Source organism: Burkholderia sp. AU39826, from assembly GCF_020419965.1.
GTDB classification, from domain to species: Bacteria; Pseudomonadota; Gammaproteobacteria; order Burkholderiales; family Burkholderiaceae; genus Burkholderia; species Burkholderia semiarida.
The window spans coordinates 102,761-118,734 of the sequence record NZ_JAIZQG010000016.1 but is presented as its reverse complement, the minus strand read 5'-3'; the positions used below and the strand labels follow the sequence as shown (position 1 = coordinate 118,734).

Annotated in this window: 9 protein-coding genes; 2 read left to right on the top strand and 7 right to left on the bottom strand. The window is 61.4% G+C overall.

The genetic code is table 11. The features are described 5' to 3' along the window. Positions 1 to 32: 32 nt before the first annotated feature. The 5 genes from LGM42_RS24035 to LGM42_RS24015 form a co-directional block, all read right to left on the bottom strand. Entirely contained in the window at positions 33 to 503 is a 471-nt protein-coding gene (locus LGM42_RS24035) for a hypothetical protein (RefSeq protein WP_226233383.1), read from the bottom strand. 537 nt (positions 504 to 1,040) lie between these two features. After that, a complete protein-coding gene (locus tag LGM42_RS24030) occupies positions 1,041 to 2,126 on the bottom strand; it encodes a Rieske 2Fe-2S domain-containing protein (RefSeq protein ID WP_226233424.1) in 1,086 nt (361 codons plus the stop codon). Positions 2,127 to 2,151: 25 nt separating this feature from the next. Beyond that, complete coding sequence (locus tag LGM42_RS24025; protein ID WP_226233382.1) at positions 2,152 to 3,852, bottom strand: NAD(P)/FAD-dependent oxidoreductase; 1,701 nt, start codon at positions 3,850 to 3,852, stop codon at positions 2,152 to 2,154. A 51-nt stretch (positions 3,853 to 3,903) separates the two neighbouring features. Further along, entirely contained in the window at positions 3,904 to 4,938 is a 1,035-nt protein-coding gene (locus LGM42_RS24020; RefSeq protein WP_226233380.1) for a monodechloroaminopyrrolnitrin synthase PrnB family protein, read from the bottom strand. A gap of 50 nt (positions 4,939 to 4,988) precedes the next feature. Continuing rightward, a complete protein-coding gene (locus LGM42_RS24015; protein ID WP_226233378.1) occupies positions 4,989 to 6,605 on the bottom strand; it encodes a tryptophan halogenase family protein in 1,617 nt (538 codons plus the stop codon). A gap of 328 nt (positions 6,606 to 6,933) precedes the next feature. Here LGM42_RS24015 and LGM42_RS24010 point away from each other — a divergent pair, with 328 nt between their 5' ends. Both LGM42_RS24010 and LGM42_RS24005 read left to right on the top strand, forming a co-directional pair. Then, entirely contained in the window at positions 6,934 to 7,245 is a 312-nt protein-coding gene (locus LGM42_RS24010) for a hypothetical protein (RefSeq protein ID WP_226233376.1), read from the top strand. Positions 7,246 to 7,407: 162 nt separating this feature from the next. Next, complete coding sequence (locus tag LGM42_RS24005) at positions 7,408 to 8,010, top strand: LysE family translocator (RefSeq protein WP_059579025.1); 603 nt, start codon at positions 7,408 to 7,410, stop codon at positions 8,008 to 8,010. A gap of 40 nt (positions 8,011 to 8,050) precedes the next feature. Here LGM42_RS24005 and LGM42_RS33265 read toward each other — a convergent pair whose 3' ends face one another. Together LGM42_RS33265 and xopAD are read right to left on the bottom strand one after the other, a co-directional pair. Beyond that, positions 8,051 to 8,692 carry an alanine racemase gene (locus tag LGM42_RS33265; RefSeq protein ID WP_226233374.1) on the bottom strand — a complete coding sequence of 214 codons (642 nt, stop codon included), beginning with the start codon at positions 8,690 to 8,692 and terminating at the stop codon, positions 8,051 to 8,053. A gap of 181 nt (positions 8,693 to 8,873) precedes the next feature. Beyond that, complete coding sequence (xopAD, locus tag LGM42_RS23990) at positions 8,874 to 15,755, bottom strand: XopAD/skwp family type III secretion system effector (RefSeq protein WP_226233372.1); 6,882 nt, start codon at positions 15,753 to 15,755, stop codon at positions 8,874 to 8,876. Positions 15,756 to 15,974: the final 219 nt, after the last annotated feature.

Sequence of the window (15,974 nt, the reverse complement as noted above, 5' to 3'; positions counted from 1 at the left end):
CGCACGCCGCCCCGGCACAGCACAGGTAAGACCTAACGGATGGTGTCGAAAGTCGACGGACGTCCCCCCAGCTGCACGCGGCCGTCGCGCTCCACCGGAGCACGCACGTGCAGCAACCACGATGACGGGGAGGCCTTGTGCGCACTCATCGTTTGCCGACGCCCATGCCTGCTATGGCCCGCGTCCGTGATACGCGGCATCTGCAAGCGCGTGGCGATTCTGAAACCGGCGGCCTTGTCGGCAGCCAGTACGAGGGCGGCTTGAAGCGCGCCCATGCCGTGTATGTCCGAGCGATATTCGAGGCGATCCGCGCTCTCGGTCTTCGCTCCGAACGGCACCATTTCGCCTCGATAGACGACGAAAAAACAGCACGTGATTGCCAGCACACACAAGACCCGCACCGCAAATGGCTGCAAGCGCAGCGCATTGCAGCCATTGATCGCGGAAGAGCCGATGGAACTAGCGACAAGCATCAACCCCGATGCTTTTTCCGACTTGGCCATACTTATTATTTCCCCGTTTGTTCTTCTTTTTAAAATTACCATGCCCACTGGTAAATTTTATGTCCTTACATAAATTTATGTTTTTGATGCGACATCGTAAAGATGGCGAAGGCATTTCGACGGACATTCGCAGCGTGACGGGATGACGCCCCATCGCCCAATCGAATCAGAGCCATATACCAAGATCGAACTCACCGGCGGAGTTTCTGGATTATCCCGGCCCAAGATGACCTGCGTATGGCATTCGACTCCTTCGATACGTCGCAACAGGCGTGACGCGCGCCACGGCCGCACACGTTTGCGGCGCCGCGCTGCGATGGGTATCGATTGCCTTGAATATCGAATTCAATTGCCGTACAGCCTGTCTTTAACCGCGATTTACCCACGCCGCAGCACATGCGGTTGGCGTGCCTACGCGCGAGCACGCCCGCATTTGCCTCGATCGATAAAATCGCCGATCGGGCGCGACCTGGCCATCTTCATCGCGTATCAGGCATATCGATGCCGCCGGCGGTCCTCGGCATCACCGCGGCAACGCTATCGGGCGACGCGGTCGACCCACCCCCGGTAGAACGCGCGGTACTTGAGCACGAGCTTGTCGTACTTGCTGTACGCGCCGCCGCCGTCCGGCTTCATCCCGTTCCAGATCTTGACGTCGTACCCCGCGGCCTGCCGGGTCTGGAGCCCGAACAGCACGTAGTCGGTCGCGCGGCGCAGGAGGCCGCCCACCTTCCTGATCGAGATCAGCATGTGCATGACGTTCTTGCCGTCGCTTATCGGCGTCACGCACTGGAGCAGCTTGTATTTGGCGTCTCCGTCCAGCGCGACGGTCATCACGCATCCGCCGGGATAGCCGTCGAAGTGCAGGTTCATCTGCGACATGTTCAGGCCCAGCGCGCGCGACAGCATGCCGAGCGGCCCGAAGTACCGGTCCACCGTGAAGTCGATCCCGGCGCCGAACCACGCGCCCGCCCGCGCCAGCGGCTCGACCTCCGGCCATTCGCGCCAATCGTCGAAGAGCTTGAGCTCGAAGGCCGAGACCGGGAGCGCGTGGACGGGCGTCGCGTGCTGCGCGTCGTAGAAGTTCTCGACGATTCGCAAGACCGCCGTCGTCGTCTCGAACGCGAAGTGCAGATGCATGAAATCGTCGTTGTCGACGTCGGCCGCGGCAATGTCGGGCAGCGGGTGCAGCGGCTGCGCGGAACCGTACCAGACCCACACGTAACCGTACCGCTCGGCGGTGACCCACGTCGGCTGGCGCGCGCCGCGCGGAACGGGCTCCAGCCGGTGCACCGCCGGGCTATGGCCGGGAATGTGCACGCACTGGCCGCGCTCGTCGTATCGCCAATGGTGAAACGGGCACTGGATGCACCCGTCCCTGATCTGCCCGTCGGCCAGGTTCGCGCCAAGGTGCGCGCAGTGGCGGTCCATCACCACGGCCCGTCCCGACGCGCCGCGCCACGCGACGCACGGCCGGCCGAAGAGCGTCAGCGCCGTCGGTTTGTCCTTGAGGTCGGCCGAGCGCATCGCGACGTACCAGCTCGCGGCCACGCGCGTGGTCGCGCCGTACGCTGCCGCGGGGCGCTCCCTGGCCCCCGCCTCGTTCAATTGAATGTCTTCGATCATTTTCATTCCGGAGGTCGGCCGACTACTTCAGCGCCAGGCCGATGCGGGTCGTGATGTACGCCCTGAGCAGCGCGAACATCGGGTTGTAGTCGAAATACCTTTTCACCTCCGCCGGCGCGCTGGTCTGCGTCCAGTGCAGCAGCTTCATCGCCGGCAGCAGGCTGTACTTCGAGTTGTTGAGCTGCGGTTTGGCTCCCGTGATGCAGTACCCGAAACCGAACATCGGCTTCGCGAACTCCCGTTCGTCGATGAGGGCGTGAATGCGCGCCGCGGCCTCCTCGGCCGGCTTGCGCCCGGCGCTCACGGCTTCGACCTCGGCTTTGGCGTCGTTGAACAACTGGTAGTACCCCTCCATGTCCGCGCACAGGTACCCGAGGTACGGGGGGTTGTCGTCGAGGTGATCGAGGTCGCGCTCGTCGCGCGACGCACGGAACCGCGCATGCGCCTGCACCAGCCGGAACTGCCCGAGGATCGTGCCGACCGCCCACAGTCGATGGAACGCATCCCACAGGCGGAAGTCCGAGAACGCCGTGTAGCAGCAACTGACGAAGTCGTCGTTGTGGTCCAGAAGCTTCTGCTGCAGACGCTCGATGTACTCGAAGCGCTCGGGGGAGAAATCGTCGTCGCGCAGCGCCTTGATCAGGCGCGCCGCGAGCGCGTGGATGGTCACCGCGGTGTTCTCGAGCCCGCGGGAAAAAAGCGGATCGATGAACCCGTTCGCGTGCAGCATCAGGCAGTAGCGGTCGCCGACGCAGGCGCTCGACGAGAACTGCAGGCGATCGGTCCTGACCCAGTCGCGCACCGGCACGGCGTCCCGGAACTGCGCCGCGATGCTCGGGAACCGCGCGAGGAATGCGTCGAATTCCTGCTGCGCGGAGATGTCCGTTTTCGGATGGATCCGCGGGTCGAGCTGCAGGCCGACGCTCACCAGGTTGTTGGTCGAACGCGGATGATTGTTGAACGGAATCACCCAGAGCCAGCCGCCCTCGAACATGTGGTGCAAGGTGCCCTCGTGCCAACGCCAGCGCTGCCCCTTGACCTTGAAGATGTCGTCGAACGGCTTGACGCCGAGCATGTGCGTATAGAGGCTGCGCGAGTGCGTCTTGAAGCGGCACGGCTCTTCGCGGAGATTGAACTTGGTCGCGAGCGGCGCGCGGGGCCCGCCGCAGTCGATCATGTAGCGGCCGGTGAACCGTTCGCCCTGCGCGGTCGCGACCGCGACGCCATCCTTGTCGGCGTGGTATTCGGTCACGCTCGTCTTCTGGCGAACCGTGCAGCCGTACTTGATGGCGGCTTGCAACAGGTACGCGTCGACGTCCTGCCGGTAATAGTGGCTCTCCGGCCCCCACGGCAGCTCGGGAATCACGCACTGCGTGAACTCCTTCGGGTCGTGTTCCTCGCCGGGCCTGTGGAACACGAAGCCGAAGTTGCGCTTGATGCCGGTGCTCGACGCGACGTAACGCTGCGTCGCATAGAACGACGTGATGTGATCAAGCTCGGGAATGCCGTAGCGATCGGCGATGATGCGATTCATCAGCGACGTCTCGGGGATCGACGATTCGCCGATCGTGAAGCGCGGGTGCGACGATTCCTCGATGATCAGCACGCGAAACCGTTGCTTGGCCAGGATGGCTCCCATCTGGGTGCCCGACATGCCCGAACCGAGGATGATCACATCGAAGTGGTTGCTGTCGCGCCCGTTCACGGGGCTCTGTTGAGTCATGAGGGCACACTCTCCTGTTGAGATGGAACACATGGCCGCGCGCGTCGCGCGTCAGGATTCGTCGAGCGCGGCGCGAACGCGCGACCGTGCCGCACGCGTGAGCGCGAGCAGATCGCCGAGCATGCTGGGCGCGTATCCGCCGCTGCCGATCGTGGGGCCGCTTCGCCCGACTTCGTACGCGCGCTCCGCCAATTTGACGTGGGGCGCGCGAAAGCGCAGCAGAATCTCGAATACCCGGTCGAGGGCCGCCAATCCGGTCTCGACGGGCTCGCCCCGCGCGCGTGCCGCCTGCGCTTCGCCGAGCACGCGGTCGATGAGCGCCGGACGCCCGGCGAACCGCGCGTAGATCGCCCTGAACGCGGGAAGCACGTAAGGCAGGTACGTCTCCTTGAATTCCCGGTAAGCGGCGTGGTCCGACTGCGAACCCCACAGCACGTGCTCCAGCACGAAGAGGGGCATTTCGACCGCACCGGGGCCCAGGTAGTGCTGGCCGCCGACTCGAATCGGTTCGTAGAACGGACGAAGCTCGTCGTAGAACACCTGCAACGAGATGAACCGGTACGCGTAGACGATCGAGTCGACCATTTTCTGCAGGTGGACCGCGAGCGCGTTGCACCCTTGCGCGAACGCGGGCGACCTCAGCGGCACGTCGGTCAGCTCGACGGTCAACGCGATGGCCGCCTCGAGAGCCGCCATCGAGATGCGCACACTCCCGAGCAGGTGCGCCTCGTCGCGCAGCCCGGTGTAGCTGCGCTGCGCGTCGGCCGCCGCGGGGTTCCAGACCGTCACGTGCAGCAGCGTCTCGCGCGGCGGCAGGCCGGTCGCGCGCGCCAGGTCGAGCAGCACCGGCTCGAGCCCGGGCACCACGTCCACGGGCTCGTGTCCGTGCCGCTTGAGCGACCCGAGGAAGAACCCGATGTCCCGCATCGCGGCGGCGGCTTCGACGAAGCCCCAGCCCGAAGGCACGCCGCGCGCCGGCAGGAACGCGCGCAACAGGTCGACGATGCCGGGCACGTCCCGTTGACGGTTCAGGCCCGGCAGCCGCAGGACGAGCGCGCGCGCCTGCAGCGGATCGCAGGCCGCCACCGCGGCGTGCGTGGCCGCGATCGTGCGTACGCGGTCCGGGGCGCGGTCCACTACAGGATCTCCGGCGTCGCGAGCGTCGGCCCGGGCTGGCTGCGAGACAGCCCCGCATCGCCCTCGCGCAGCGAGCGCAGGTAATCATGGTTCGTCGGCAGCGTCGTGCGCAGACGCTCGGCCTCGCGCCGGATCCGCGCGAACATCGCCTCGGCCTTGTCGATCGACTCGGGCCGGTGCCGCAAGAGCGGCAGCGACCGGTCGGGCAGCAGCCCCAGGCCGGCAAAAATGCAGTAGTAGTTTCCGTTCAACCAGAAGTTCTTGAATTCGTAGTCGAAGGTGTCGTAGTACGTGGAATCGTCGAACGACGTGGTGGTCAACGGCAGCCCCGCCTTGTAGCGTTCGACCTTCTCCTTGATCGCGTCCGACAGCCGCAGGTCGTGCCGGTTCGCGCGCCAGAACGGCGTGTCGTCGCGCGACGTGGTGAAATAGTGCGCCTGCACGAAATCGCGGCAGTCGTCGAACATGTAGACGATTTCGGCGTTGAACGCGTCGATCAAGCGCGGATCGAACGACGTGTCGGGGAAGTGCTTCACGAGTTGGTACAGCGCCGCGTAGATGAAGTAGATGCCGGTCGATTCCAGCGGCTCCAGAAAGCACGACGACAGCCCCACAGAAACGCAGTTGTTGACCCACGCGCGCCGGTTGCGCCCGACCCGGAACTTGATCTGGTTGAGCGGCTGCTTGTCCGAAAGCCCCCAGAGGTCGAGGAAATCGGCGGTGGCCTGGTCGCGCGACGTGAACTTGCTCGAGAATACATAGCCGCTGCCGAACCGGCCCAGCATCGGGATCTTCCAGGTCCACCCCGAGTTCATCGCGATCGCCGACGTGTACGGTTCGATCCCGTCGCGCGCGTCGTCGGCGGGCACGGCGCTGGCGACCGCGCTGTCGCACAGCAGGTGATCGGACATGTCGATGAAGGGCTCCTTCAGCGCCTGGTTGATCAGGAGCCCGCGCATGCCCGAGCAGTCGATGAACAGGTCGGCTTCGAGCGTGCGCCCTTCCTTGGTGGACAAGCGGGAGATGTAGCCGCGGTCGTCCAGGTGAACCTGCTCGACCTCGTCGACCACGCGCTTCACCCCGCGTTCGGTGGCCCAGCGCTTCAGGAAGTCGGCCACGAGATGCGCGTCGAAGTGCCACGCGTGGGACATCTGGCGGGTGCCGTCGGCCAGGCACGGCGCGAGCTTGCCGTCAAGCGCCTCCGTCTGCGGGTAGCACGCGTACTCCATCGGTTGCTGGAAGCCCTGTTCGCGCTTGCGCAGCCAGTAGTGGGTCAGCGGCACGCCGTCGCAGTTCGGCACGTTGCCGAACAAATGGTAGAAGTGGTCGCTGCGCGAACCGTCGGGCGACTTCCTCCAGTTCACGAACCGGATGGCAGCCTTGAACGCGCCGTTCACCTGCGGCATCCATTCCCGCTCCGGTATCCCGAGGAAGTCGAAGAACACCTTCTGCAAACTCGGGATGGTCGCCTCGCCCACGCCGATCCGCGGAATCGCCGCGGATTCGACGAGCGTGATGTTCGCCTGCTGCTGGAGCGCGCGGACGAGGTACGACGCGGACATCCAGCCCGCCGTGCCGCCGCCCACGATGACAATATTCCTGATCGGATTGCTCATGACACGCTTCCCATGGGATTTGAAACCTGAATGGATAGTGCCGCCTCGTCGAGTTGAACCGGAAAATCGTTCATCAATACGTCATGACGTGTTTCGTCCATCATGACGAATGGCATCGAAAAGGCGCGTGAACCGCAGCGAAGTCAGGCAACAATGCGAAGCCCCATTTCACGCGGCGGCACACCGCGCAATGGATTCCACGCCGACAAATTGGCTTGCCGACACGTCGATCGCCATTAGCGCATGGATCTGATCAGTTTCCCTAATTGCAGTCAGGATTGTCACACCGTGCACTTGACCTCCGGGACACACCATAGCAGCGTTCACGATGGCCTATCTCGAAAAATTTCATATCAATCCCGGGTTGTTCAGAGAAATTCTAAATCCCGAAGAATTTCGACGAAATATCCCGCATCAACCGATTCAATTTTATCGAACGAATAAATTCACTTTTTCATTCAATGTCCATCATCAAATGTCCTTGTTTTACAAAAAAACGATAAATGGCCGACCGAATTCAAAGGAAAGAAATAAAACCTTCGCCATTACCAAAACAAAGATGACGATCTTTTCTCATTTCGGCAGCCTTGATATCGACCCCAAAAATAATTCAACGCGGCTGCGCAGAAATTCGTCATGATGTGTCCGGGCGAACACGAGCGATGCTCGCCAGACGTCATCGGACAGGAAGCGCCGAGTAAGCAGATCGAACGGTTGCGCGTACCGGGCCACCGCCAGTTCAACTGGTGCACCTCGCCTGGACCGGACGCAAACCGCGACACTGACGAATCGAGGAGGCTGCATGCCCATCCAGGAAGCGTTGCTGAAGATGTCGATGTACGTATCGCTGGTGCTGATCGTGCCGGGGCCGACCAATACGCTGCTGCTATCGTCCGGGTTGAAGGTCGGCCTGCGCGGCACCTGGCCGCTCGTGATCGCCGAAGCGCTCGGCTACGCGATCGCGATTTCCGTGTGGGGATTCTTCCTGGCCGCGTTCGCTGCCGGCCGGCCCTGGCTTTATGACGTGGTCAAGCTCGCGAGTTCCGTTTACATCCTTTTCCTCGCGCTCAAGATGTGGACGCACAGCCGCGTGCTGCAGGACGTATCGAGCACGCCGGTGAGCTTTCGCGACGTGTTCGTCGCGACGATGATGAATCCGAAGGCGCTGCTGTTCTCGAGCACGCTGTTTCCGCTGGAGGCGTTCCGGTCGGCGCACTATTTCGCATGGACGCTCGTCGTATTTCTGCTCGTGCTCGCGCCGATCGGCGTGGGCTGGTCGTCCCTCGGCGGCCTCGTCACTTCGCAACGCGCATGGGCCGCCCGCACGTCGACGCTGCTGCGCGGTGCCTCGCTCGTGCTGTTGATGTTCTCCGGCACGCTCGTGTACTCGGTCGTGAATCGCTGAGCGCGCTGCCGACCGTTGCGACGCGCGGGCACACATCGCGCTACGGCACGGCGGCGAGCGCCCCGAACACGGCTTGCACGAAGCCGCCGGTATGCTGCAACGAACGGCGCCCCAACACCTGTGCCTGCACGCCGCGGACCAATACGCGGCTGAGCGGAGGCACATGATTAAGGCCATCGCAAAAGCCGATCGGAACGACGCCGACACGCATTGCCCGCTCAAGACGAATGGGCGCCGCATAGCCGATGCCGAGCATGGACCCGGCAGGATGCTGCTGTACATGAATGACACGCGCGCGTATCGCTCGCAGCATCGGCCGCAAAGGCACCCGCTCCCTCCATTCACGATCGAGTGCTCCGTACAGCAGACATCCCGGATCGACCGCTCGATAGTTCAGTTCCGGATGCGCGTTCATCACCTGCGAACTTGCAAGCATCGTGGTTACGTCGTCAAATCCGGCCGCTCGCGCATCGGCAAGCGCGGCGTCGAAAACGCCGGCCTGGCGGCCTGTCACGATATCGTCGCCGGGTGAGCTCGGATGTGTGTAGATGCCTTTCAACGGCACGACCGACTGCGCGGCAAGTGTGCGAAACGCTTCCTGCCATTGCGACGGCAGGAAGCCGAACCGCCCGAATCCCGGATCGATTTCGACAAACGCGTCCACGGTAATGCCTGCGCTCACGAACGCGCGGCGGCATCCGGCAGGACCATCTGATACGCTGCCGCGAGTATCTTGTTCGGTAGGTCGGCGAGCACATAATGCGCGTCCGTCGCGCCGTTTTCAGCGCACGGAATCAAGCCAACCGGCCTGAATTTGAACCAACCGGCCTTCTCGAAAGCCGGGTTGGTTCATACGACGTCAATTAGTAGCGCCGGAAAGATTGGATTGTCTCAATACCAGCCGGTATCTCGACGCTCGCAGTCTGCGAACGCATTAAATTCGACAAGCGATGGCGCTCCGTGTCGAAGACGTCGATATCATTGCCGTCCGCCCGATCGCTGCCAGCCTCGATCGTGCTGCTAAGCGACCTCAATTTTTCGTAACGCTTGTGGTTCTTCTGCTTTGCGTAAAAGCTTTTCCCGGTATGGAGTTGAACCTCGAAATCTTTGCCGTCAGCGGTTCGCAGCCCGACGTTAATTCCGCGATATGTACCGTCATCTTCCACGAAAGCATTGCGAACCCGCATCACCTCAAAGCCGTTCTTAGGGAAGTCCTCGAGTAATCGCTTTGCGGACGCAGTAAACGACTCGGGTTTCAGTTTCACCGTATAGCGAAGCGCGTCGCGCACGTGCTGGGCCGCTTCGTCCAAAGTCAGGCCCCGCTCGCGTCTAATCACGTCGATTTTGCGCGCGATGGATGCCTCCTTCTTCAGCAATGACGCACGCCATTTTTCCCCCTCGGCCCATTCGCCGCCGACGCCTTTTATCAATTTCTCGACAGTCGGTGTGCACACCTTCTCCAGTTGCAAGGCCGAGCTCGCCAACGCCACAGCTCTCTGATTCGCCGGCCCCCACGCAACCATTCCACTCAAACGCGGCGCCTTCGGCTTGATATCCTTTGGACGGGCCACCTCTCGAGTCCAGTCATCGATCTCGAGCCATCCTTCCGGCTTTGGCATCGCCTTCGTCTTCTCAAGGGTACCCTCGAGCAACTTCGCTCGGTCCTCGTGCCGGCCTTCCAGCTCAAGCGCATGTGATAACTTGTACTGGTCGTGGTTGGCTTCCTTGAGCTCAAAGCTTTCAGCGGTATGGAATTGAATCTCGACGAGTCGGCGTTCTTCATTACCTTGATCGTTTGGCACGTTCAGTTCGCAGGTGACCGACACTGCGTTGAATGCCTCCGACGGCTTTCTGAAATGGTTGACCACCTTCACGCGCTCCATTCCGCTCTTCGCCAGCTCAGCGATCGCCAGGTCATACGATTTGGCAAACGTAGCCGAATCCAGCACCACGGAATATCGCACGGCGTCGTTCACGCCGGCGCTCGCGTCAGCGAGCGATAGCTTGCGCACACCGATGAAGCGCCTCAACTTCTCCTGCAGCGAACCTACGGATTTGATCCGATGGTCCATATTCTTCAAACTGCCGCCCTCGATCTTGCCCACGACATTGGTCACTAAAGGCGTCGCGACTTTCTCGACATGCGCAGCGGTCGCTCGGATGCGCTTTGCTTCCGCCTCGATCTCCGCCTGTGACGCAGTTTGCGCGATGCGCTCACGCGGAGTGAGCGATCGCGCCAACAGACCGAAGCGCTGCTGCTGCTCGATCGAGGTTTCCATGACGGCTGCAGCCATGGAAGGCATCTTACGCAATTGTTCCAACGCGCTATCGGCATCGAAGCGGTCATCTCGCAACAGGCGCGCTGTCTCTTTTCCGTAGGGAACCGTCCTGACACGTTCGTCGTATTGCTTCTCGACACGTTCGAACAACGCCATGACCGACATGAAGGTCTCCGTCCCGGTGTTCGACTTGAGCGCATCAGTACCCACTTTGACTGCCAGCGTCAGCAGATTGCGCGCCGTCAGTTCGACTTCTCCTTTCACATAGCCAGGTTGCCCTTGCGGGAATTTCGATGCCGGCAGGCGACACACGGGATAGTGATCGAGGATTGCGGCGATTCGATCGACGGGCGCGTGGGCCTTGCCGTAGCTCTCCGCCAACTCCGGAAACCGCTTTTGAAGTTCAGCACCGGTCGAAACGGCTGGCGTTGCCTTCTCGCCGTCCAGCGTCCGCCGCCAATCGGCGATGGCCCCGTGCAATAGTTCAGCGACCTCCTTGGCGACAGGATGATGAGCCGCCTCGACGGCCTGCTGCGCCGCCTCGAACTGCTCGTCGAGCATCGCGCGATTCGGGCTGCTGTCCGAAATCAGATCCTGCAACGTATTGCGAAGATCGCGATCGACACCGTCATAGGTACCGAACATCCAGTCCTCCGCCATTTTGTGACGCAATGCCTCAGGTTGCGCCATAAAGCGGACGGCCGCCATGCTGGCCTTGCCTACGAGCGCATCTCCCTGTTGGGCGTCGATGATGTTTCGCGCACGCCCCGCGTGGTAGTGACGATCCGAATCAAAGGCCGTCTGTGCCGTCTTCGGCGGCTTAAACGAGCGATGTACGCCCTTGCGACTTGCGCGATCCGTTACAACTCTCGCGATGTGTTCGGTGAGTTTGGGATAACCGGCAAATACATATGCGTCATCTCCATCGGTGTCCATGTCCCGCTTGCGCAACTCTCTGATCGGCACCGCGCCTAGTTCGCCAGGCAACAGCAGATCCTTCACACGAAGGCTGCCCGTTGTCGTCATCGACGTGGGCGATTGCGCGCGGTTTCGAGATTCCGTCCAAGTAGACAGCGTCTTCATGTCTTCCGTGGAACATGCTAGATCAAGGTGCTGGTACGCCTCTGGCCAGGATCCTTTCGGCGGAATAATCAGCATCCCTTTGCTATGGAGAATGTCTGCATCCGACTGCTTGGCGTCATCGAAGCCCGCATAACTATATTGGATCGCAAAGCAGTCGTTACTCAGGAACTTCGCCGTGACATCGCCAGACCCTATCGTCTTCACACGGTCTTCCTCAATAGGCAACAAGTTTTCCTTGTCGTACGGCGGCTTCCCCAGCAGGACGGCACCGCCCTTTTTGTCGAACGTCTCGCCCTTTTGCCTGGGTAGGTGGAGGTTGTCGTCGGCAGACGGCACCGCCCGGATCTTGCGCCCTTCGTAGCCGCCGTTGACGAGCAATCGATACTGCTCGAGCTTTGTGACGTTGTCCGGATCCAGAGGACCAGACCGGCGCGCGTCGAGCCCCGGTGCCTTGCCGACAACCGTCGTTGCCTTGACCAGTTCATTCAGCTTTTCCTCGATAAGATCGCTCGCCTCCTTGACCGCTGCTTCGTCGCGAGGGAAATGCTGTAGCGCCTGGGGAGCCATGTAACTGGGCTCTTGCTTGAACGACTCGATTAGCTTGCGCTGTGCTTGGTCGGCGTGGCCATCTCGACAGGCGGTCCACGCATTGATGAGCTCAGCCACGACCGGAATCTGCATGGCGGCCTCGTAGCGCAAGAACCCGCAACCGTCGTTCGGACATAGCTTTATTTCCTTGCCGGAGGCGGGATCCACCGGCTTGAACGGATGTTCCGGTCCGGGCACGTCCGGGAACCAGCCAATCCTCACCGTCCCTTCCACGGCGTGGTCGGCGGGCACGATCTCGAGTAGAGAGCGCTGAATTCGCGACCAATCCTCTCGCTGCGGCCCCAGCTTTGAGACCAGCTTCATAAATGGGCTCGTCGGCGCGCTGTCCGAGTACCGAATCGCCGGAAGCCGGCCGTATCCACGCTTTGAACCCGCCAGGATGGCTTGCGGACGCATACTCGGCACCTTCAAATGGCTGCCACCGAACATATCGAAGCGCCACTGCTCGCCGTTGTGGTTGATCGTGCGCGCCAGCATGAAGGGGCTCAAGGGACCAGGTAGCTTGACTTCTGTCACAGGCTGGCCCGTCAAGCGTGAATAGAAGGAATACTGGGGCCCACCTTCGGACTCGTCGCTTCTCAACGTCTTGCCGGTCATATCAATGAGCGTGTAGTGCGGCGATCCTTCTCCTGGCCGAACCGGACGCAGCGTGCCTGGCTTCGTCTTCATGCTCGCCTGCAGCTTATCGAGGTCGAGCGGAATGGGTTTGCTCTTTGCCGTCAACAAAGCTTCATCTCTGCGCATACGAACATCCAGCGCATTGAGAATGTCGTCGCCGACTTCGATCTGCGCAATGAGATTCCAACTCATCTCCTGCAGATCGGTGGTGACCGTGTCGCGCGTGCGCTCGAGCAGGCTTTCGACCCAACCTTTTAGCTGCGCACGCTGCTGTGCCACCTCGGTACGTGGCGCGTCTACCCAGCGCGTTTTCCACAAGCTTTGCGTGATCGCAAACGACTTCAGGATGTGCACGAAAGTCAGGGCGGGGCGACGCGTATCGAACTGTTCTGCCGGCTCGCCAGTAGCAGACTGATCCTCTCGACTATTTCCGGGTGTGGAATCTGCCTGATCCAACAACAATTGAATCTTGCGATCCGCAATCGGCTTTAGCCGATCCATCAGCTTTAGTGCGGCTTTGCGATGACGCACGAGTTCCGGGCTTCGCTGTACCGGCACGAGGCCCATGCACAGTGTTCCCAGCGACTCCAGGTTTTCGCCGCGCAGGGCGTCCGTGTCGATCAACGCATGGACGCGTCCAAGGGCAGTCGGGACGAGCGGCTTCATCGCCTTCTGCATGTTGGCCGAACCTAGCGCCTTGAAGATAACGCCGATATGTTTGGCGGAAGCTGTTCCGAGCAGCTCGCTCTTGTGCGTGTCGAGATGGGCCGCAAGCATGTGCAGACATGTCTGCGAAAGAGCTTGTAGGTCGTCGGCACTATCGTCCGCCGAATGGAGGCGTGACATCGCATTCGCGAGTTGCGCGAGCGACACCATGTTGAACTCGCTCCATTGCCGCTTGCCCTCGGATAGCGTTTCGGCGATGGCCTGCAGAGCGGTGGTGCATGCCGGCTCACGAGGCCAGCGACTCAACGCGTTGGCGATCGTGGCAAGCGAACGCGCTTCAAATTTCTCCGGATAGGCAAATTCAGCACGGCGCTCGATGAGCGCCTCGGCAAGCGCCCGTCCACCTGCAACACACTGCTCATCGTCAGGCCATTTACTCAGTGCGACGAGCGTGTTCGACAGTCCCTGATCGTTGAACGTCGCGCAAAGACCATCGTCCTCATGGATCCGCTGACCAAGCGCACCGGCGACCTTTAGGGCGGCCGGCTCGGCGGTCCAATGAGACAAGGCGTTAAGCGTGTTGCTGACGTCCTCGCTGTTCATCGCGTTGAGCTTGGACCTGTCTTGATCAAGTTGCCTTGCCAACTCCCGAGCAGCTTCTGCACTACCTGGAAGATCCGGCATCTTGCTGAGCGCGTTCAGCGTCCCACTCATTTGATGAGCAGAAAAGCTTTTGCGTAACTCTGCATCGCCGACGACGCGCGCGGCTAATGCGGCAGCAAGTTCTGTACAGGAGTCGTACTGCGGGAATTTGCACAGCGCGACGAGCATGCCTGAAATTTCCTGTGCACCGGCAGTAGCGATTGCCTCCTCGTCACTGCGCAAGCGTTGGGCGATCTCGCGGGCCCCGTCGGGGAATTCCAGGACATGTGCAAGCCGCGCCATTGCAGATAGCGCATTGAGGGAATCCAACGGGTGCTTCACCAGGTCGCCTTCTGCACGCAAGCGACGAATCAGAGTAAGTGCCGCATCGCGGCACTGGTCGTCTTCCGGCCAATAACTGAGCGCATTCGCTGTCAAACTGACGTGGCCCCCAGTGAGGCGACGGGCTAACGGACCTTGATCGTTTTCACTCGGCACGAGAACGCCCGCCAGTGCGCGAGCCGCCTGCATACATCCGGGGTGCTTCGCCCACGTCCGCAATGCATTGAGCGTTTGAACCGCCTCCTGCTGGTTGAAAGAGCGTACGACGCTCGGATCGGTCGCGATGCGCGGAATGAGCGTGAGCGCGGCTTCCTTGCAATAGGGCAAATCCGGCCATTTCGACAGCGCGCCTAATACGTTGCTGATCTCCTGTTCATTGAAGCCGACCTGAAGGTCGCGTTCAGAAACGATACGCTCAGCAAGCGTGCTCGCGACCGCCTTGCAGACAGCCTGCTCCGGCCATTTCGATAGGGCGGTCAACGCATTCGCAAGGGACTGCTCTTGCAGCTTTTCCCGCAATGCCGGCTCGTTTTTGAGGCGATCAGTAAGCGCTTGCGCGACTTCGATACAGGGGCGCGCCGAAGGCCATTTGCTGACGATATTAAGTACGCTGGCGACTTCCTGTGCGCTCAGCTGACTGCGCAGTGCGGACTCGTTTTGCAGACGCTCGACGAGAAGCCGTAACCCCGTTTGCGATGGGTCTTTGAGTCCGTCTCGCGCCAGCGACGCGAGGGCGTTGCTAACACCCTGCGGCGACAGATCGGCAAGGATCGTACTGCTGTTGTTCAAGCGTGCGGCGACATTTTCGGTTGCCGCCGCGCACAAAGGATCTCCCGGCCACTTGGCAAGCGCGCCGAGCACGTTGCTTACGCCTTGCGCGTCCAGCGTCGTCGCCAACGTCGGCGTGCTCGCGAGACGCTGAGCAAGATTCGCTGCCGCTTGCGCACATTGGGAGACATCAGCACTTTGCGAAAATGCATTGAGTGCCATACTGAGGCCCTGTCCTTCCAGTCTGGCGAGGCAGTCCCCGTCTTCCAGCAGAACATTTGCGACATGGGATAGCGCCGCATTACGCGGTTCGCTCGGGAGCTTCGAAAACGCGTTGAGCAGAAGTGCCGTCACCTTTAGATCCCTAAAGTCCGCGTCTCCCCCACGTCCCATCACCTCGCGAGCGATTTTCTCGATTGCACCCAGAGCTGCGGGAAGACGTTCGAACTTGCTCAGCCGGTTCGACAAGTGGGCCAGGTGATAGACGGACCCACCATTCAACCACTCCGCCTTGACCAAGTAGTGCGCCACATCCTCTACGCGCTGCTCGACCTGCGGGTCTTGCAGAGGCTCGTGCCGGCCGTCCCTCGAGCGCAGCGTGCATTTGTCGAGCGCGTCCACATACCGGCCAAGCAAAAACAGCGACACATCTGTCTTGCCCTCCGGATCCAGAAAGGCGAGCGCCCTCGGATGCCCCTTTTTCCCTGCAAGCACGTTGGCGGTCGCAAGGTCCAGCACGTCCGCGCGTGAATATCTGGCGGTATGTTGCAAATAGAGCTGTTGCCGCTTGCGCTGTTCGAGCAGGACCTTCGCATCGAGGCCACCAACAGGACGGTAGGCGATTGCCTCCCGAGATGGCCCTTTCCTCGCAAAGTCGTAATCAACCGTGCGAACTCCCCGCTGCGACCCGGCGAGGCGCTGAGGCCGCGCTGGCACCGGTTGGGTAGCATGTTCACC